We start from the raw sequence: 19,852 nt of genomic DNA, 5'->3' as shown, positions 1-19,852 counted from the left end.
TTCATTTCTTCGAAGGAAGTGTGAACATCCCATTAGCGAACCGGACGTCTGTCCGCACATTCATAATCTGCACAGTAGTTTCCAAATTTTGTTGGTCAACAATTGTCCACTGTCGCAAAGCAGAGCCTTTAGAATCAAAAACCATCCTTATTTGCCCTGCCCCAATCGTCTGATCACGCAGAACAATCGTCACGGCCCCTGGATCTTCGCGAAATGCGAACAAGCGCCCAGAAGATACATCAATTTTATCATCCAACAGAAATTTCATTGGCGTTTGCGAAAGTTGTGAAAAGTTCCAAGTATTCAAAGCCCGATTGTTAATGCCCACAAATTGACCATCTGCAATAATCTGTAAAGGCATTTTCTTGTAAATAAAACGAATTTTCCCTGGACGCTCTAGATAAAACGTTCCTTGAGACATCTTTCCCTTTGGACTAAATTGAATAAAATCACCTGTCATTGTTTTGATTGCCGCAAAATGGTTCACAACATTCTGCGCCTTTGCCACTTTATTAGAGGCTTGCGAAAAAGCAGGAACAGTTAAACACCAAAAGATAATAATTCCCACCAACCCAAAGACTCTTCTTTGCAGTAAAAAAGACGTTTTCATAAAAAATGCTCCCAAGCAATACTTAATTGACTTTATAATTCATAACTTAAGTGATCAACGACGAATAAATACCCTTCTTTATAAGATAAAGATATTGTTTGAAAAAAATATCAAAAGATTTTTAAAAGTATTCTTCTTCGACAGTCTCCAAAACTTTTCGCTTACCCATATCATTAGCTGGACTAATGGTGCCTTCTTCTTCCATCCTTTCGATCAATGTGGCGGCACGATTATAACCAATGCCTAAACAACATTGAATATAAGAAGTTGAAGCCTTACGATCACGAAGCATAATAGCAACAGCTTGACAATAGGAATCATCTGCTAAAGAAAAAACTAAAGAAACATCCTTTTTTATTTCTTGCGGTATCGTTTCCAAATAACCAGTCTGCGTTTAAGTTTCCGAAATCATCAAATTTTCCTGCTTTTCTGCTGATTTTCTAAACGCATAATATATTCTTTCCCACCCCTAATCTATGAAGCAACATAAATTATAGTCAATACATAATGGATTAAGGACTAAACATATTACTCGCGAACCTGAAAGCTCTTTTAAGTGTCAAAAATGCTTTTTTGACTTCCTTCCCACCCAAAAGAATAAAAATCTTCATCCGAACCACTCTGTAAACAGTTTGGAGTTTAGCAAATTTCACTTAGCTTCCCACCCCATATAATTCATTTATATTAAGACTCGACAGATCAGCCTTGCCCTAAATATTTAGAACGCACTTAAAAAGACACTAAAATATCAAGTCTTACATGCTTTTACACCCCTATACTCGCAATAACATTATTTTATACCAAGATATTGATTTATAATAATTTATCTTTTTAACTTAAATCATAACGCCAAAGACAATAAGATTCTCTCATCACATACTCTCTCATATTGAATCAATTCAAATCATTTGCTTGCACGTTACAAACAAGGTTGGTGTATGGATAAAAGTTATATAAGATAAAGAATCCCCTTATAAGGAGTCTCAAGTACCAAAGAGCTATCGCAAATTGAGAGCTGGTATATGAAAATGCAGACTTTCTACGATACAATAGGATAAACACTTGTTTTACAAGGTATTATAAAAAACAACTATAAAGATTTTTCAAAAGCGCTCTTCTTCAGCAGGCACTAAAATTTCTCGTTTCCCTGCGTGATTTGCTGGACTAATAATACCTTCTTCTTCCATCCTCTCAATCAATGTCGCAGCGCGGTTATAACCAATGCCTAAACGGCGTTGAATATAAGAGGTCGAAGCCTTACGATCACGAAGCACAATAGCAACAGCTTGACTATAGGGATCATCTTCTGAAGGAGAAGACAAAGAAACATCAGCACCATCCTCTTCAACTTCTTGCGTAATTGTTTCTAAATAATCCGGTCGTGCTTGCGCTTTGAGATGCGCAACAACCTGCTCCACTTCATCATCCGCAACAAAAGGCCCATGCACACGCTGAATACGTCCTCCTCCCATCATAAAGAGCATATCTCCTTGTCCCAATAATTGCTCGGCCCCCTGTTCGCCTAAAATTGTTCGGCTATCAATTTTTGAACTCACAGAAAAAGAAATACGTGTAGGAAAATTGGCTTTGATCGTCCCAGTAATAACATCGACAGAAGGACGCTGTGTCGCCATAATTACATGGATACCGGCAGCACGTGCCATTTGTGCTAAACGTTGAACCGCTCCTTCAATATCTTTACCAGCAACCATCATCAAATCAGCCATTTCATCAATAATGACAACAATATAGGGCATAGGACTAAAATCAAGTGTTTCCGTTTCATAAAGAGGCTCACCAGTCTCACGATCAAATCCAACTTGAATTGTCCGAACCATTGTCTCTCCCTGACTTGCAGCTTCCCTAAGACGTGCATTAAACCCATCAATATTACGAACGCCTAGTTTTGACATTTTACTATAGCGTTCTTCCATTTCACGAACAGCCCACTTTAAAGCAATCACGGCTTTTTTAGGATCCGTCACCACGGGTGTTAATAAATGGGGAATGCCATCATAAACCGAAAGCTCAAGCATTTTCGGGTCCACCATAATGAGACGACATTGTTCAGGTGTCATACGATAAAGCAATGATAAAATCATTGTATTGATAGCAACAGACTTTCCCGATCCTGTTGTACCAGCAACCAAAAGATGGGGCATTTTTGCTAAATCTGCAACAACAGCTTCCCCCCCGATTGTCTTACCCAAAGCAAGTCCTAGCTTGGCTTTGCTGTCAATAAATTCTTGCGCCTGCAACATTTCTCGTAAATAAACCATCTCACGCTTTGCATTAGGCAATTCTATTCCAATAACATTACGTCCTGGAACCACCGCAACACGCGCCGAAATCGCACACATCGAGCGTGCAATATCATCTGCCAAACCAATGATACGGGAGGACTTAATGCCTGCAGCCGGTTCAAATTCGTACAAAGTTACCACCGGTCCAGGACAAGCATCTATAATTTTTCCTTTGACTCCAAAATCTAACAAAACCCCTTCAAGCTCCTGAGAATTTGCTCTTAAAACAGCAGGAGAAAGTTTTGCATCCTTAACAGACGGTGGTGGAACCGAAAGATAATCTACAAGAGGAAGAACAAAACCACCCTTTGAAGAAGCTGTTAAAGACTTTCGATTTTTAACAGGAGAAACATAGGCTTTATTTTGATTTTCCTCACACTTTACTTTTTCACCTAAAAAAGTTGGCTCAATCCGATCAAATGGCTTTCCTTGCCCTTTACTCTGAAAACGCCTTTTGAAACAGAATAAACGAAAAAAACGCGCTTGTAAAAAATAAAAAAGATGCAAAAGAGCGCCACAAGTTGTCGCAAAAAAACCATGATTTTCACGATCCTCCTCTGCGGCATATTCCGTATCTTCTTCCAACTCAAAGACTGGATTAACGATTTCGTCTTTTGGAATGCTTTTTTCTTTTCTTTTCTTTGTTCGACGCCGCCATATTACATTACCAGCAAAAGCAGCGGTGAAAAAACCTAAAAGAATAAAAACAACACTGAAAAACACCGTGTAAGGAGGAGAAAGAAAAAGAGGAAAGACTGAAGAAGCAACACTTAAAACTTTATCTCCTAAAACCCCTCCCAATCCCATTGGCAATGGCCAATAAGTAAAAGAAGCAATAGGTGACATAAGAGCAAAAGCAATTAAAAAACAAATCGTTGATAGCACCCATAAAAAAAAGCGTAAAGTCAAATTGTAGATATTCTTTTGCGCCAACAAGAGAAAAGACCAAAATAACGGTGGCAACAAAACAGAAAGACTTGCCAAGCCAAAAAACTGCATAATAAAATCTGAAAAAATTGCCCCCATCCACCCCATAAGGTTTGTAACCTCATTTGTACTTGCATGAGTTAAAGATGGGTCCGCAACATTCCACGTCGCCAAAGCAAACACACAAAAAATAATAAAGCCCAAAAGCCCGAGCCCAATAAATACTCCTATCTGACGTAAAAACATCTCAATAAGACGCGAACCTTGAGAATTTCGCACTTCTAATGAATCATAAGGAGAAGAACTTCGGTGCATCTATCAATTCCAAATACAAAAATTTTATATTTTAAAGAGTTATAACTCCCTCTCTCTCTTAAAAAAGGATGAAGCTTAAACTCTGTACCAATTTGTAAACAAATAGCCTGTAAACAATCCGACTTCTTATCTAGCGCGTTCTACCTTCTAACCACTTCATATCATTCATATACCACCACCCTAAGAGATAATCCTTCATAAGGCGCACAAAAAGCTCTCCCTGAATATTTATCACACGATCAACCAAAAAACACCTTATGTGTAAAGTGTTACATGGGTGCTATAGGCACCTTCTTAAACAAATAATATTTTTTACGCTACATCATGATAACGGCGAAATATGAATACTGTTTTAACCATCACGAATGACCACAATTTTTTATCTATTTTTATCTATCATACTAACGAAATGTCCCCCTTCAGGACAAGCATACTGAAGTAACTCACACAACTTAAAAAATACACGACCATCTTTGTTTATTTTTAGTTTTCTTTTTTATCAACCAAGTGTAAAAAGAATTGAAGAAGATATTTAAAAAAGCTTATCCGATAAATCTGTAAGATGAATCACATAAATGATTAAGCAGAAAAACTCTGAAAAACCAATCTGTCATCAGATTGGCGCTAAAAAGAAACCTCGTTTTTGTAAAGCAGAGAGAAAAGTAAAAGTTAAGATATTTTAGGCAATGTAAAAAGATATTCTTTTTAAAAGAAAGCAAACTATAAACAATGGAAGAAGTATTGTGTGTTCTAATCGCAATAAAGACGTACAACCCAATAAAAAAATTAAATCTCATAAAACTAAACAATGTGATCTGCTCATTGCAGGAGGAGCGGCTGTCGGTTTAGCCCTAGCGATAGCACTCAAGCAAACAGCCCCTAATCTGAAAATAAAAATCGTTGATGCTGCTCCACAAGGAGATCCCCCTGCTTCTAACATACGAACCATTGCCCTTGCTGCTGCTTCTATTCGTATGTTAAAACAATTACAATGTTGGGAATCTATAAAACTCTATGCGCAACCCATTCATTCAATGATCATCACAGATACAAGCACAAATGATCCTGTCAAACCCACTCTTTTAACCTTTGAAGGCGACATTAATCCCGGCGAGCCCTTTGCTGCCATGGTAGAGCATAGAGAACTCATCAACACTTTAAAAAAACGTGTCAAAGGTCTCAATATCCCTGTTATTACAAACACCCGTGTCATTGATTTTCATCAAGAAGACCAACATACAACCGTCACTTTAAATAATGAAGAGGTTTGGCAAACAAAATTGCTTATTGCAGCTGACGGAGCCCATTCGAAATTACGCCAAAAAGCAGATCTTAAAAACTTTTCTCATCCCTATAAACAAACAGCAATCATCTGCACAGTTGAACATGAAAAACCCCATAATGGTCAAGCAATTCAACATTTTTTACCTGCCGGTCCTTTTGCTCTTCTCCCTCTTAAAGGCAACCGATCCGCCATTGTGTGGAATGAAGATCATAAAACTGCGCAATATTATCTCAAAGCGGATGCACTTATTTTTGAAACAGAACTCGAAAGACGTATTGGCCATCGATTAGGCAAACTCTCTTGGAATGGCGAACGTCAAGCTTTTCCTTTGAGCCTTTCTTTAACACGTCAATGCGTTAAACCACGTTTTGCTCTCGTTGGCGATGCCGCCCATACCATCCACCCCATTGCAGGACAAGGACTCAATTTAGGATTACGCGATAGCGCTGCGCTGGCTGAAGTGATTATTGAAACAGCACGACTAGGTCTTGACATTGGCTCCCTCACGGCTTTAGAGCGCTATCAAAGCTGGAGACGTTTTGAAATTGTCCGTATGGCTTTAAGCAATGATTGGCTTAATAAACTCTTTTCTAATGATAGCCTTCTTTTACGGATGCTCCGCGATACCGGCCTTGGAATCATTAATCAAGCACCAAAAATAAAAAAATACTTCATTCAAGAAGCTGCCGGACTCTCTCCAAATGCCCCACGTCTTCTACGCGGCTTCCCACTTTAAGAAAAAATTCATACTATTTTACAACCTTTCCCTTCCTCCTTCAAAGAACAAAAAATTCCTATCTCATCCAATCTGTTTACAAACCGGATTCCTGTCGAGTAATTTTTTCTTGACTTCCTCCTCCCATATTTCACTTAACATAAAACTCGACAAGCAAGCTACATTATGAGAGTATTCACTACGCACTGAAAAAAACGTTTAATATCTCAAAGAGGTTGTTGCTTTATATCACCACACCTTAAAAGAAGCCATTTCACGGCATAATAAAATAAACAAGACTTTTTAGCACACAACACTTTTATTTATAATAATAAGTTCATTGTTCTCATATTGAGTGAGAAATCTAAAGATCATAAAATACCCTTATTTCAAATCTCTCTCATGTTGAAGCAATCAAAATCATTCGCTTGCACATCACAAGCGAAAGTGTCGTATAAATAAAACAATTAAACAAAGCGACAAAAGCCTCCCTCTCTCAAGAACTAAGGACTTTAGCAATATTGGAGGCGAGTAAAGTGTATAAGGACGCCGGCTTATACTTTTTATTGAAGTAAAAATGGTGGTGTACAATGAATTTTATATGATCATAGGGGCTTTTACGTTATACTATTCATGAGAAGCGCCATAAAATAAGCTTAGTTGCATTGAAAAATTTTCTTTTAAAAAAGCGCGTAAATTGGAAACATAAATGTATTCCGTTTGGGGCATTCTGCTTCTCAGACAAACTCTTTAACTTATTGTGGAATACCACACAATTTTAGAAAAAATATTCCGATATATAACAAAGTGTTCCGCACTCTATACCATCACACACAATTGTAAACCTGCATACCCCCTATTTCACACCATAAAAGAAGATAAACCGCAATAGAAATGATCCAATCCTTTTATTTTCAAATACACTCTTTATTCATTATTCATAAACGCTCATAAATGAATTTTAATCACAAACGCTCAGAAATATGTCATAAATTCTATAAAACCCATAACAGCCATAGAAATTTTCCATTTTTCTACATACTCACTCATCTCAACTAAACGAACGATAAATAAAGTAAATGCCTCATATATAATCTCACAGAAAAAAGACCAAACAAAATCTATAACATCAGGCTTGTTCTACAGAACAGTATTTCAAAAATATAAGTATGCTAATTTATTAACATATTAATTGATAAAATTATCATTTTACATATTGAGTTAAAATCCCTATGCAATAAATTATTCTCATTTCGACCATTTTTGTAAATAATCAATAAAACTATTTATTTACATAGACTAAAAAGAGCAACGTTAATGAAACGATAAAAAGAAGTAAAATATCCCCCCTCTCTCACATGCCAAAAGCAATTACAATATTCCAATCTGGCATCATCATTATGCTTGCCAGATTATGACAACAAGACCTTTTGCATTTAAATAAATTGTTCACGCTCCCTATCATTGTATTTGGTAACTCAATACTTTAATATATTCGTTCAGTATGTTTATACAATTAAATTACCCAAAAGAGCATACTTCTTGCATTTACATTCCTTGGTATTCCCTTATCTTGTAAAGATCGCACACGTGTTACGTTACTTCGAGTTCATCAAGTGTATACCCATTCTCCAACCACTCTTTAATCCACTTAGGTCTACGTCCACGCCCATTCCATAATTCCCATTGGTTATTGGGATTTCTATAATGGCGCTCTTTGCTCACAAGATCAGCGATATCAATTCCATGGGCATTAGCAATTTCAAGAATTTTTCGTCGCGCATTTTGCTTTTCCTTTGCTTGCCGTTTTTTTAATTCCACATCGATTTGTGTACGCATCTCTTGTAGTTCATCAAAATTCATATTTTTGAGATCATTCACCTTAATTACTCCCCTTGCAAAAAAGAATCTTTTCTTGCCATATTTTAAACACAATTATAGACAATTTCTGTCTATTTATTATCGAAATTAAAATTACGATACATATATCACTTTGACGGAGATGTGCTTTGGACCACAAAGAGCTGTTTATTGGTATATCAGTTACCACCACTGCATCTTTTTTCAGTTCAATTGCTGAAACTACTAAATGCAGTGCTCAAGCGCCATCACACCTCTCTGAATCTTATGAATCAGTAGTCAAAAGTAAATATAAATCGTCACTCTATAAGTTATGGCAATATGCAACAAAGAACAAGCCCTCTCTGTATAATGATAGTGTAGTTCATTATGACAAGAAAACCTCCCCTCATACACAACGGCTTTTTACTTCGTATAAATTTTTTTTGAAAAGATTTTTGCAACTAGAGGATTATATAAAACAAGCAGCTTCAATACAGTATCAAAGATTATTATTTTTTAAAAGCAGCGCCTTTCTTCGTGATTCGAATAATATTGGTTGGCGTAATGTGCTCTATTTTATTCCACACTTTTATCTTGTTGGTTGGATATTCGCATATATTAGAAATATTCTTAGAAGAAAACAAAGCAATAATCACAAGGAATATTCTAAGCTAAACAATCTCATTCTGCAAATTTATAAAATCAAAAGACAACGAGAAAAAGCACAACACAGAATTAGCATTTGTATTAATAAAATTCTTCGTAATAAGGTGTATTGCTAATGATTGTTCCAGATTTCACATTTTTTGCTGCTGCATACATATCCAATACGCCCCCCATAGTATTTTCAGTTATCGCCAAACAAAAAGCGCGGGACAATGTCTATGTAACAGATGATAAAGATAACTTCTTCTATCAATCATCTCAGCTTAAGGAAACAATCGCAACAGCTGAACAGAGTGAACATAATTTTAACATAATTTTAGGGCAAATTGGTGTTGGAAATGTGAAATTGTTTTCTCTTTTTGATGCATTTGATTTTTGCAGAAATCTTACAGCTGCACAAAGCGCTTTAACTTACTGCTATGAACAAACAACATCAAAGTGCGTCTTTGAAAAAGCGACTTTGCAGTCTGTGCTGAATTTTTACAATACAGAAAACTCAAGCCACACCCGTATGCAAAAAGTTACTTCATATATTGGAGTAAAAGCTGCTGTACGAGGAAATGAAGACTTGCAGGAGCCTGTAAAGCTTAAAAAAGAAGAACCAGAACAGACAACTAAAGTAGATTCTCTTTCTCTCTCTTCAAAAGGAGAAGAAGATGCATTTACACATAAAGAAAGTAGCGCCAGAGATGCTTTTTCAGCTGAAGATTTTTCTTCATCGAGAAGATCACTGAGTGATGACTGATATTTTCACGAAAACCTAGAATTTTGATAGGATATTATAATGAAAGGTAGATAAGAAAATGTTAAAGCTCTAATTAGTAAGATTGAACAAAATCTCTTCTAATTGAGGGCAAAGATAATGAAAATGATAGAACAAAACAGCGTTGATATGGCATTTAGTCAAAAAGCAGCACGTGAGATTACAGTCGTGATGCTTTCAGAAAGAGAATGGTATTTCACATTTATTTCTGATGATCCAATTACCGGAAAGCCAAATAAATATACATTACTTACACAAAGAGGAAAACTAAGAACTTGGGCTGATCCAAAATATCTCTTTAAGTTTCTTCATGAAAGAGGGGTCATTTGTGGGAGTTTTAATCTTAATCAGGATAAAGAACATGAAACAATTAAATATTCTTCACACAACAGCTCGTAATAAAATTGCTGCGTTTTCTGCAGCTTTAACTGTATTTTTTATGACCAATCCTGTATCCGCCCAAACAGCGGGTTTAGCTCCTGCAAAAAAAGCTTTAGAGGGACTCCAAACAGATTTAAAAACGATTATCCCTATTGCTGCTGCCGTGATACTTTTGTGCTTAGCAATTGGTTATGCAGGGCGCTACATCGGAAAAGACACATTTGTACGGTGGGCAATCGGTGTTGTTATCGCTGGTTCAGCAGCTGAACTTGCCAATTTATTATTTAAATCCAACTGATAAATCTATTTAAACATAAAATGTTTCTTTCATGAAATAAGAAACTTAGATTTCTGTATTTTTATTTAGCACAATAAAAACTATATCGAAAAAAGAGTTTATTTATACTAACTGTAATCTAAATTGGAATAAGCAATATGAAACAATTAAAAACTCTTCAAACAATAATTTGGAATAAAACTACTAAAGCCTCTGCAGCTTTAACTGTATTTTATATGGCCAATCCTGTGTTAGCCCAAGCAGTAGTTTTAACTCCTGCAGACAACGCTTTAAAAGCGCTCCAAAAAGACTTAAAAACGATTATCCCCATTGCTGCTGCCGTGATACTTTTGTGCTTAGCAATTGGTTATGCAGGGCGCTACATCGGAAAAGATACATTCGTACGGTGGGCAATTGGTGTCGTTATCGCTGGTTCAGCAGCTGAGCTTGCTAATTTGTTATTTAAAAACACCTGATAAATCCTATTAAACACGAAGTATTTCTTTCATGAAAAAAGAATTTTAGACTTTAATACTTTTATTCCACATCAATTCAATGAAATTATCCCTATTTCATGGAAAAACTACTTGCGCCAAATACAATTTGATAAGGTTGAACAATATGAAACAATCAAAAATTCTTCAAACAATAATTTGGAATAAAGCTACTAAAGCCTCTGCAGCTTTAACTGTATTTTTTATGAGCAATTCTGCGTATGCTCAAGCAAAATTAACAAATGCAAAAACTGCTTTAGAGGGACTCCAAACAGACTTAAAAACGATTATCCCCATTGCTGCTGCCGTGATACTTTTGTGCTTAGCAATTGGTTATGCAGGGCGCTACATCGGAAAAGATACATTCGTACGGTGGGCAATTGGTGTCGTTATCGCTGGTTCAGCAGCTGAACTTGCAAATATGTTATTCAAAAGCGCGTAATAAAAAAGTCATGCTGTATAAAATATCTTTTTATCCTAAAGCGAAATCTAAATTGAGATAAACAATATGAAAAAATCAAAAGTTCTTCAAACAATAATTCGGAATAAAGCTACTAAAACCTCTGCAGCTTTAACTGTATTTTTTATGTCCAATCCTGTGTATGCTCAACAATTAACAACTGCAAAAGGTGCTTTAGAAAAACTCCGTGATGACTTAAAGTTGCTTATCCCTCTCGCTGCTGCTGTTATACTATTATGCTTAGCAATTGGTTATGCAGGACGCTACATCGGAAAAGACACATTCGTACGGTGGGCAATTGGTGTCGTTATCGCGGGCTCAGCAGCTGAACTTGCCGATTTATTATTTAAACCTAACTGATAAATCTTTTGGAATAAGAAATATTTTTTGTAAAAGAAACTTTGGATTTCAATGCTTTCATTATGCATCAATGAAATTGTTTCTTATTTCGTAGAAAAAATATTTATGATAAATCAATGAAGCTAAATATGAGAAAATTAACTAATTTCCAGAAAAATAATAATGAAATTATAATAATTTCTGCAGCTTTAACTGTACTTTTTATTAGCAATCCTGCATATGCAGTGCAATTAAAAAATGCAAAACAAGCTCTAGACACTTTGCAAGATGATCTTGTTAAAAATATTATTCCTGTTGCTGCTGCTGTTATACTTTTATGCCTAGCCATTCTCTATGCTGGACGCTACATCGGAAAAGATACATTTATACGATGGGCAATCGGCGTTGTTGTCGCTGGCTCAGCAACCCAGCTTGCTTAACTGTTATTCAAAGGTGTAGTTAGTTAAAATTAAAGATGACAGCTATAATACAAAATGTTATTTAAAATCTTAATGAGAGAAATATGCGAAAATTAATTAACCTTCAGCCAAAAAGTAATAACAAAGTTGCAGCAATTTCTGCTGCTGTAACTATATTTTTTATGAGAAATCCTGCATGTGCAGCAATAGAACATGCAAACAAAGCTTTAACAGCTCTACAAACAGATCTTACTACTAATATTATTCCTGTTGCTGCTGCTGTTATACTTTTATGCCTAGCCATTCTCTATGCAGGGCGTTACATCGAAAAGGATACATTTATACGATGGGCAATCGGTGTTGTTGTCGCTGGCTCAGCAACCCAGCTTGCTAAGCTTTTATTCACAGGTGCAGTTAATTAAAATTAAAGATGATAGCTATAATACAAAATGTTATCTATAATCTTAGTGAGAGAAATATGCAAAAACTAATTAGTTTCGAATCAAAGAACAATAACAAAATCATCACACTTTCTGCAGCTATAACTGTATTTTTTATAACACATCCCGTATGGGCCCAAGCAAACGGTTTAGCTCCTGCAAAAACAGCTTTAGAAGAACTCCAAAAAGATCTTAATACTAATATTATTCCTGTCGCTGCTGCTGTTATACTATTATGCTTAGCAATTGGTTACGCAGGCCGCTACATAGAAAAGGATACATTTGTACGCTGGGCGATTGGCGTTGTCGTCGCTGGCTCAGCAACCCAACTTGCGAGCCTGTTATTCAAGGGGCAAGCGTAAGTCTATATAATGCATAATATTTTTATCATAAGGTTTTATATCTAATTATTATACACATATAAAAATCTCATATGTTTTATAATAATAAATACAAAGTATTAATAAGAGCATTAATTAAGAGTAAAATATGAAAAAATTAATTGATTTCCGATTAAAAAATAACAATAGAATCACAGCAATTTCTTCGGCTATAAGTTTATTTTTTATAGTACATCCTGCGTATGCAAAACTAAAAGCTGAAGATGCTTTAAAAACTCTGCAAACAGATCTTACTACTAATATTATTCCTGTTGCTGCTGCCGTTATTCTTTTATGCTTAGCAATTGGTTATGCTGGACGTTACATCGGAAAAGATACATTTGTACGGTGGGCAATCGGTGTTATCGTCGCTGGCTCAGCAACCCAACTTGCGAGCCTGTTATTCAAGGGGCAAGTGTGAGTCTTTATAAGACATAATGTCTCTAATGTGAGAGTTTATGTTTGATAAATTTAAACATATTATGTGATATTTCGTTTATATTAAGAATATACAAAGTATTGATAAGAGTAAAATATGAAAAAATTAATTAATCTCAAATTAAAAAATAATAACAAAATTATCGTAATTTCTGCAGCTCTAAGTGCCTTTTTTATAACGAATCCCGTATATGCAAATGTAAAATTAGATCCTGCAAAAAAGGCGTTAGATGCACTCCAAAATGACTTAAAAGCGATTATCCCTCTCGCCGCTGCTGTTATACTTTTGTGTTTAGCAATTGCCTATGCAGGGCGCTACATTGGAAAAGATACGTTTGTACGGTGGGCGATTGGCGTTGTCATCGCTGGCTCAGCAACACAACTTTCTACACTGTTATTTACAGGTAAATAATAAGCTTATATAACACATAATGTTTTTAAAGTAAGAGTTTATACTTGCTATTTGTAACATATAAAGATACCAATTTGTTTATTTTAAAAAGTATAAAATATTCATAAAAATTTAATGAAAGTAAAATATGCGAAAATTAATTAATCTCCAAACACAAAATAACAACAAAATCATAGTAATTTCTACAGCTATAATTACATTTTTTATAACACAGTCTGCATATGCAAATGCGCAATTAGCTCCTGCTGAAAAAGCTCTGACTGCTCTAAAAAAAGATCTTATTGATCACATTATTCCTGTTGCTGCTGCCGTGATACTTTTGTGCTTAGCAATTGGTTACGCAGGCCGCTACATAGGAAAAGATACGTTTGTACGGTGGGCAATCGGCGTTGTCATTGCTGGCTCGGCAACCCAACTTGCTAAACTGCTATTTACAGGTCAAGCATAAATTAGTATAATACGTAATGTTTTTAATGTTCGTTGATTATAGATTTGTACCAGTAATAATATCGCTCACACTACGGAAAAAGGAATATTATTTATAGCAACTTTAATTAAAAGGGGATAAAAGATATGAAACAATTAAATACGCTTCAATCAAAAATATGTAAGATTAGTGCTATTTTTATAACTTTGATTATGTTATTAATAACTCAATCTGCATATGCTCAGACGGAAACAAAGAGTTTAGATGTTTTCATAGGGATGCAATATGGATTAAGTATAATTATTCCTATCGTTGCTGCTATCATTCTTTTATTACTTTTGCTTATTTATATATTTCGTATTATCGCAAGAGCTACATTTATGCGATGGGCATTCAGTGTCATTATTGCTGGTGCAGCTTTTTATATTAGCCACATATTATTTCACCTCCAGTGACGAGAACATTCCATGAAATCGCAAGAAAAAAAAGAATTCCCCCTATTCAAGGGAGCAACACGTGTTCCAACGATATGGGGTGTCCCCATGATGCCATTTATCGTTATGGTTATGGGGGTTGCTGTTATTGCTATGACAGTAAGTATCTTTTTGTGGATTATAGCACCTCCATTATGGTTTATTATGGTGCAAATTACTAAAAACGATGATAAGGCGTTTCGTATCTGGTGGTTATGGATCGATACTAAATTTCGCAATCGCAACAAAGGTTTTTGGGGCGCATCAAGTTATAGTCCCTCTGATTATAGTAAAAGGAGATAAACATGACAGCTGTTGAAAGCAGCAAACGCCTTGCATCAGAGACACCTGTAAGCCTGTTTCTGCCTTATTCACATCATATTACAGATACGATTATTTCTACTAAAAATGCGGAATATTTGTCAATTTGGAAAATTGATGGGCGTTCGCATCAAAGCGCTTCAGAAGAAGATATTTTTCAATGGATAAAAGAGCTTAACAATACTCTACGGGGTCTTGCATCAGCCAATTTATCATTTTGGACGCATATTGTGCGCCGCCGTGTTTATGAATATCCTGATTCAACATTTGATCAAATGTTTTGCTATCAACTTGATGAAAAATATCGACAAAGCTTTACTGGTTATAATTTGATGGTCAATGATTTATATCTGACTGTCATTTTTCAACCGATAGCGGATAAAATTATGTCGTTCTTTTCTAAACATGAACGTGAAACGCTTGATCAAAAAAAGATGCGACAAGACACATGTATCAAAGAACTCAATGACATCAATCGTACTTTAGGCCAATCTTTAAACCGTTACGGTGCAGAACTTCTTGGTGCTTATGAAAAAAATGGGCATGCTTATTCTTCTGCACTTGAATTCCTTGGAATGCTTGTCAATGGTGAATATCGCCCTATGCCAATTTGCCATGACCGTTTTGCTGACTATATGTCTGTCAATCGACCTTTTTTCTCAAAATGGGGCGCTCTTGGTGAACTGCGAACAACCAGTGGAATGCGTCGATTTGGAATGCTTGAAATTAAAGAATATGATGCAACAACCAAACCAGGACAATTAAATGTTTTGTTGGAAAGTGACTTCGAGTTCGTATTGACGCAGAGCTTTTCAGTGCTCTCCCGACATGCTGCTAAAGACTATTTACAACGGCATCAGCGTAATCTTATTGATGCACGAGATGTGGCAACGAGCCAAATTGAACAAATTGACGAAGCACTAAACCAGCTTATCAGTGGGCATTTTGTCATGGGAGAACATCACTGCACATTGACGATCTATGGTGATACAATTCAACAAGTTCGCGACCATATGGCCAAAGCAAGTGCAGCATTACTAGACGTTGCGGTACTGCCCAAACCTGTAGACTTAGCGATAGAGGCTGGCTATTGGGCACAACTTCCTGGCAATTGGAAATGGAGACCACGTCCTGCTCCGATTACATCATTGAACTTTTTGTCATTTTCATCTTTTCATAATTTTATGTCAGGAAAACCCACTGGCAACCCATGGGGACCAGCCGTCACAATTCTTAAAACAACCAGTAAAACACCGCTTTATTTCAACTTTCATGCCTCCAAACTTGAAGAGGACTCGACAGATAAACGTTTACTTGGTAATACCGCACTTATCGGACAATCTGGTTCCGGTAAAACCGTGTTACTCGGCTTTTTGTTAGCACAAGCACAAAAATTTAAGCCGACAACTGTTGTTTTTGATAAAGATCGTGGCATGGAAATTGCCATTCGGGCGATGGGTGGAAAATATTTAACATTCAAGCCAGGCAGAAAAAGTGGTTTCAATCCTTTCCAACTCCCACCCACACAAGAAAATCTTATTTTTCTGAAACAATTTGTTAAAAAATTGGCAGAAGCTGGTGGTGAAGTCACGCATCACGACGAAGAAGAAATTAACAAAGCAGTTATGTCTGTTATGAGTGCTAACATTGACCGATCACTCCGTCGTTTGTCCTTTCTAGTACAATTTTTACCAAATCCACGTTTAAGTGATTATAATGCTCACCCATCTGTTCATGCTCGCTTACTAAAATGGTGTGAAGGTGGTGATTATGGGTGGTTGTTTGATAATCCCCATGATGCTCTTGATCTCTCAACACATCAAATTTACGGCTTTGATATCACGGAATTCTTAGATAATTTTGAAACTCGCACTCCAGTGATGATGTATTTGCTTTACCGCACAGAAGGCATGATTAGCGGACAGCGGTTTATGTATATCTTTGACGAGTTTTGGAAGCCTTTGCAAGATCCGTACTTTGAAGATTTAGCCAAAAATAAACAAAAGACCATCCGTAAACAAAATGGTATTTTTGTTTATGCAACACAAGAGCCTAGCGATGCCTTGGAAAGTAATATTGCCAAAACACTCATTCAACAGTGTGCAACTTACATTTTTCTAGCCAATCCCAAAGCAAATTATGAAGATTATACAAAAGGCTTTAAACTAACAGATGCCGAATTTGAACTCGTTAAAGGACTTGGTGAGTTTAGTCGCCAATTCCTCATTAAGCAGGGTGATCAATCTGCGCTTGCAGAACTGAATCTTGGTAAATTCCATCTAACACGCGATGGAAAAACCATCGAACACGACTTTAGTGACGAGCTCTTAGTGTTATCAGGAACGCCTGATAACGCAGAGTTAGCCGAAAGCATTATCGCAGAAGTTGGTGATGATCCGGCAATATGGTTACCAATTTTCTTACAGCACGCAAAAAATGACAGGAGGGAAACATGAAAAAAAAGGTCATTTCAATAGTAGTTGTAATAACTTTAGGGGTTTCAAACCCAGCGATGGCTTGGGTTTGGGGCGCTGGGTCGGCGGATTTATCGGCATCCGTTCCAACGAAGTGGCCCAATTTTTTTGGAAGTTCATCTTCAAATACATCAAAGTCTAAAAAAACTCCACAGCAAAAGAAAGCGCCACCTGATGCCCAACTTCTCGATATGCTAAAAAAACACCTTGAGGAAGTAAAAAAGATACACGAGTCTATAACGGGAAGCCAAAAATTCGACACTAAAAAACTTAAAAATGTACAAACAGATCACAGTAGCTTTTTTCTCAAAAATCCAGAGAATCTCTACAATAGAAATAAAACTTCTGCTCTATCTACATCACTTGAAAATATTTTAAAAGAAGAAGAAATTCCTGTCACTATCCATGAATCTAGCAGTTTTATCAACAAGCGTATCCAATATGCAGCCATCACTGATAAAGCCGTAAGTTTAAAAACTTTTCAAGAAGCAAACAATCGTTTTCAGCAAATTGAAGAACTATTAAACGAGATCACGACAACAAAAGATCTAAAAAGTATTGCCGAGTTACAAGCACATATAATTGGAATGCTTGCTATGCTACAAAATGAAACAGCAAAACTACAAATGGTTACACATTTACGCAATGCTGAACATACACTTATCAAACAACAGAAAGATAAACATAACATAAAAATTTTGAATAGTAAAAACACGAACATGCCTACCATAAGATTCATTAGGTAAAGCTTTTTGTAGCAATATTTTGTATATTATTTTTCCTGTATGCTCGTAAAAAGAAAAAGTTAATGCGTAATACTCAATTCTCTCTCATAGATCGAAAAGGTCTACGAAGTTTCATTTTATCCTTAAAAAAATTCAACGAAAAATGCTCAAAAAGCATATAAAAAGTTGAAAATTCGTTAAAGAGGAATTCCATGGACTTTACAGTGTTCACGCAACTTTTCAATAAAATTGATCAGATAACAAAAACATATGTCACGGATATTTCCTCAAAAGCAATTGTTACAATTACACCCTTTGTATCAATCGGTATCACAATCGCTTTCATCATCTACGGATGGCTCATCATCCGGGGCGCTATCGATATGCCTCTCTCCGGATTCGTAAACCGTTTCCTACGGATAAGTATTATTACTTCAATAGCTCTTACCACAGGACTTTATCAACCAGAAATCACAAATTTAATAACACAAATGCCCTATGAGTTATCAAAAGCGCTCATAACAAATCCACTCAATGATACACAATTAATGAATTTACTTGACAAAGCAGCAACCAAAGGATTTCAATATGCAGGACGTCTTTTCCAAGAAACCGTCTTCTTCGAGTCCAATGGACTGCTTTACAGTCTCTTAGGAATCCTCATCTTGCTAGCAACAAGCCTCGTCGTAGCAATCGGTGGGGGTCTCGTCCTTCTGACAAAAATCGCTATTACACTTCTCGTAGGATTGGGACCAATCTTCATTATTGCTCTACTCTGGCAACCAACTCATCGCCTTTTCGAGCAATGGATAATCCAAGTCGCCAATTATATAATCCTCTTTCTACTCTTAGCAACTGTATTTAATCTGATGATGAATATCTTTGCAAACTATTTGAGTGATATGAAACTCGACTACGACCAGAATGTAGCATACATGTTTGGAGGAGCTCTCATCTTGTCCATTATATCCATCATGCTGTTACTCAAACTATCAAGCATGGCCAATTCTCTCGCAAAAGGCATTACATTTGGACATCTATGGAGACATAAAAACTAGATGAGATAAAAAGCAATGGTTCCCGTAACAGACGCCCTTAATATCCATATGACAAAATAACAAGAATATCCAATCCTAAAGTAAAAAATATTCGCACTGAAATTGAGCTATTTTCATAAATTAAAAAATGAAATTAAGAAAAGATAAATTATCGTAAACTATACACTTTACTTTAGTGTCAAAATTATAATAATGACAACAAATATCAGAATGTATATAACAGTAAAAAGAGTCATATCAAAATGAAGTTAATCATTCTTATAATTTTGATTGCAAACCTTTTATCGGCTTGTGCATTAGCACCAAAGCTAAAACAGCCCAATGATAGGAACCGTGTGCCTAATTAATAAAACAATCCCTGCCAAAATCAAGCGAGGAGACAACGGAATCTCATAAACTGATTTATGAAGTTAATAATGTAATGGTCAGTCTTTCTAAATATGTGAAAATTAAAAGGTGTGAAATATGCAAAAGCTGATTATTATCATAGCGATTAGTGCTTTTCTTGGAACAACAAACTTAGCAAGAAGTAACACTCTTACTAAGCAAGGAGGAGGTCATAGCCGTTTTGCAGTTCCTACTATAGGGTCAGGAAATCTCGATTCAAGCAACAATTATAAACCAAAACCACCAAAAGGCTATGAGCCACCACGTAAACTTCCACCCGATATTAAAATTGACCTTTCTAATTTTGGAACGATGAGAAATCGCGTACCGTCCAAACCTAGTGGCTCTAAGCCATCTAACACACCTCCAATATCTCCCACAGCTCAGGTACCTAAATCAACTTTCGTATCTGCTCCATCAGCAAAATATCTGGAGCTTACTAATCTATTAAAAAAAGGGGAAATTATTGAGCTCTTAAAAAAACAGCTTGAGTTGAAAAAAGAACAACTTTCGCAAACAGA

22 protein-coding genes and 3 pseudogenes are annotated in these 19,852 nt (G+C 36.0%); 21 read left to right on the top strand and 4 right to left on the bottom strand.

Annotation, left to right across the window (positions count from 1 at the left end):
• Position 1: 1 nt before the first annotated feature.
• The 3 genes and pseudogenes from ACFIK4_RS02005 to ACFIK4_RS01995 form a co-directional block, all read right to left on the bottom strand.
• Positions 2-610: an outer membrane lipoprotein carrier protein LolA gene (locus ACFIK4_RS02005; RefSeq protein ID WP_375649754.1), complete on the bottom strand. Its 609-nt coding sequence runs from the start codon at positions 608-610 to the stop codon at positions 2-4.
• 121 nt (positions 611-731) lie between these two features.
• Positions 732-992 (bottom strand): annotated as a pseudogene (locus ACFIK4_RS02000) (DNA translocase FtsK); the annotation flags it as partial.
• Positions 993-1,713: 721 nt separating this feature from the next.
• Positions 1,714-4,155 carry a DNA translocase FtsK 4TM domain-containing protein gene (locus ACFIK4_RS01995; RefSeq protein WP_375674771.1) on the bottom strand — a complete coding sequence of 814 codons (2,442 nt, stop codon included), beginning with the start codon at positions 4,153-4,155 and terminating at the stop codon, positions 1,714-1,716.
• Between the two features lie 743 nt (positions 4,156-4,898).
• On the opposite strand from ACFIK4_RS01995, the gene ACFIK4_RS01990 reads away from it, so the two are divergent.
• Entirely contained in the window at positions 4,899-6,176 is a 1,278-nt protein-coding gene (locus ACFIK4_RS01990) for a ubiquinone biosynthesis hydroxylase (RefSeq protein ID WP_375674769.1), read from the top strand.
• A 1,572-nt stretch (positions 6,177-7,748) separates the two neighbouring features.
• Here the strand turns inward: ACFIK4_RS01990 and ACFIK4_RS01985 are convergent.
• Positions 7,749-8,036, bottom strand: a complete 288-nt coding sequence (locus ACFIK4_RS01985; protein WP_015857007.1) for an H-NS family nucleoid-associated regulatory protein — start codon at positions 8,034-8,036, stop codon at positions 7,749-7,751.
• A 128-nt stretch (positions 8,037-8,164) separates the two neighbouring features.
• Here ACFIK4_RS01985 and ACFIK4_RS01980 point away from each other — a divergent pair, with 128 nt between their 5' ends.
• The 20 genes and pseudogenes from ACFIK4_RS01980 to ACFIK4_RS01885 form a co-directional block, all read left to right on the top strand.
• Positions 8,165-8,779 (top strand): hypothetical protein, encoded by a 615-nt coding sequence (locus ACFIK4_RS01980; protein ID WP_375638245.1) that lies wholly within the window; start codon positions 8,165-8,167, stop codon positions 8,777-8,779.
• A complete protein-coding gene (locus ACFIK4_RS01975; protein ID WP_375674767.1) occupies positions 8,779-9,408 on the top strand; it encodes a TrwN protein in 630 nt (209 codons plus the stop codon). Before ACFIK4_RS01980 ends, ACFIK4_RS01975 begins: the two co-directional genes overlap by 1 nt.
• A 117-nt stretch (positions 9,409-9,525) precedes the next feature.
• On the top strand, positions 9,526-9,825 hold the full coding sequence (korA, locus tag ACFIK4_RS01970; RefSeq protein WP_375613158.1) for a KorA family transcriptional regulator: 300 nt from the start codon (positions 9,526-9,528) through the stop codon (positions 9,823-9,825).
• Positions 9,788-10,105: a VirB2 family type IV secretion system major pilin TrwL gene (gene trwL, locus ACFIK4_RS01965; protein WP_375613157.1), complete on the top strand. Its 318-nt coding sequence runs from the start codon at positions 9,788-9,790 to the stop codon at positions 10,103-10,105. The genes korA and trwL (ACFIK4_RS01965) overlap by 38 nt, the downstream gene beginning before the upstream one ends.
• A 137-nt stretch (positions 10,106-10,242) precedes the next feature.
• A complete protein-coding gene (trwL, locus tag ACFIK4_RS01960; protein WP_375674764.1) occupies positions 10,243-10,560 on the top strand; it encodes a VirB2 family type IV secretion system major pilin TrwL in 318 nt (105 codons plus the stop codon).
• Positions 10,561-10,705: 145 nt separating this feature from the next.
• On the top strand, positions 10,706-11,020 hold the full coding sequence (gene trwL, locus ACFIK4_RS01955) for a VirB2 family type IV secretion system major pilin TrwL (RefSeq protein ID WP_375674762.1): 315 nt from the start codon (positions 10,706-10,708) through the stop codon (positions 11,018-11,020).
• A gap of 66 nt (positions 11,021-11,086) precedes the next feature.
• A complete protein-coding gene (trwL, locus tag ACFIK4_RS01950) occupies positions 11,087-11,398 on the top strand; it encodes a VirB2 family type IV secretion system major pilin TrwL (RefSeq protein WP_375674760.1) in 312 nt (103 codons plus the stop codon).
• Positions 11,399-11,526: 128 nt separating this feature from the next.
• Positions 11,527-11,817, top strand: coding sequence for a VirB2 family type IV secretion system major pilin TrwL (trwL, locus tag ACFIK4_RS01945; RefSeq protein ID WP_375674758.1), 291 nt, complete (start codon positions 11,527-11,529; stop codon positions 11,815-11,817).
• Positions 11,818-11,900: 83 nt separating this feature from the next.
• Positions 11,901-12,218 (top strand): VirB2 family type IV secretion system major pilin TrwL, encoded by a 318-nt coding sequence (gene trwL / locus ACFIK4_RS01940; RefSeq protein WP_375674756.1) that lies wholly within the window; start codon positions 11,901-11,903, stop codon positions 12,216-12,218.
• 56 nt (positions 12,219-12,274) lie between these two features.
• Positions 12,275-12,598, top strand: a complete 324-nt coding sequence (gene trwL / locus ACFIK4_RS01935; RefSeq protein ID WP_375613863.1) for a VirB2 family type IV secretion system major pilin TrwL — start codon at positions 12,275-12,277, stop codon at positions 12,596-12,598.
• Between the two features lie 127 nt (positions 12,599-12,725).
• Positions 12,726-13,037, top strand: coding sequence for a VirB2 family type IV secretion system major pilin TrwL (gene trwL / locus ACFIK4_RS01930; protein WP_375613864.1), 312 nt, complete (start codon positions 12,726-12,728; stop codon positions 13,035-13,037).
• Positions 13,038-13,151: 114 nt separating this feature from the next.
• On the top strand, positions 13,152-13,466 hold the full coding sequence (trwL, locus tag ACFIK4_RS01925) for a VirB2 family type IV secretion system major pilin TrwL (RefSeq protein WP_375613865.1): 315 nt from the start codon (positions 13,152-13,154) through the stop codon (positions 13,464-13,466).
• 127 nt (positions 13,467-13,593) lie between these two features.
• Positions 13,594-13,914 (top strand): VirB2 family type IV secretion system major pilin TrwL, encoded by a 321-nt coding sequence (gene trwL, locus ACFIK4_RS01920; protein ID WP_375613866.1) that lies wholly within the window; start codon positions 13,594-13,596, stop codon positions 13,912-13,914.
• A 125-nt stretch (positions 13,915-14,039) separates the two neighbouring features.
• Positions 14,040-14,348 (top strand): conjugal transfer protein, encoded by a 309-nt coding sequence (locus ACFIK4_RS01915; protein WP_375613867.1) that lies wholly within the window; start codon positions 14,040-14,042, stop codon positions 14,346-14,348.
• 12 nt (positions 14,349-14,360) lie between these two features.
• Positions 14,361-14,669 carry a type IV secretion system protein VirB3 gene (locus ACFIK4_RS01910; protein WP_375613868.1) on the top strand — a complete coding sequence of 103 codons (309 nt, stop codon included), beginning with the start codon at positions 14,361-14,363 and terminating at the stop codon, positions 14,667-14,669.
• 2 nt (positions 14,670-14,671) lie between these two features.
• Entirely contained in the window at positions 14,672-17,143 is a 2,472-nt protein-coding gene (locus tag ACFIK4_RS01905; RefSeq protein WP_375613869.1) for a VirB4 family type IV secretion/conjugal transfer ATPase, read from the top strand.
• Positions 17,140-17,907 (top strand): type IV secretion system protein, encoded by a 768-nt coding sequence (locus tag ACFIK4_RS01900; RefSeq protein ID WP_375613870.1) that lies wholly within the window; start codon positions 17,140-17,142, stop codon positions 17,905-17,907. Before ACFIK4_RS01905 ends, ACFIK4_RS01900 begins: the two co-directional genes overlap by 4 nt.
• 191 nt (positions 17,908-18,098) lie before the next feature.
• Positions 18,099-18,944 (top strand): type IV secretion system protein, encoded by an 846-nt coding sequence (locus tag ACFIK4_RS01895; protein ID WP_375674751.1) that lies wholly within the window; start codon positions 18,099-18,101, stop codon positions 18,942-18,944.
• Positions 18,945-19,186: 242 nt separating this feature from the next.
• Positions 19,187-19,340, top strand: a pseudogene (locus tag ACFIK4_RS01890) (TrwH protein).
• Between the two features lie 69 nt (positions 19,341-19,409).
• Positions 19,410-19,852: pseudogene (locus tag ACFIK4_RS01885) on the top strand (hypothetical protein); the annotation flags it as partial.

Source organism: Bartonella sp. AP9QHHD (assembly GCF_042195625.1).
GTDB lineage: Bacteria > Pseudomonadota > Alphaproteobacteria > Rhizobiales > Rhizobiaceae > Bartonella.
Note: the sequence above shows the minus strand (reverse complement) of the source record. Positions and strands in the feature narration are given on the sequence as shown.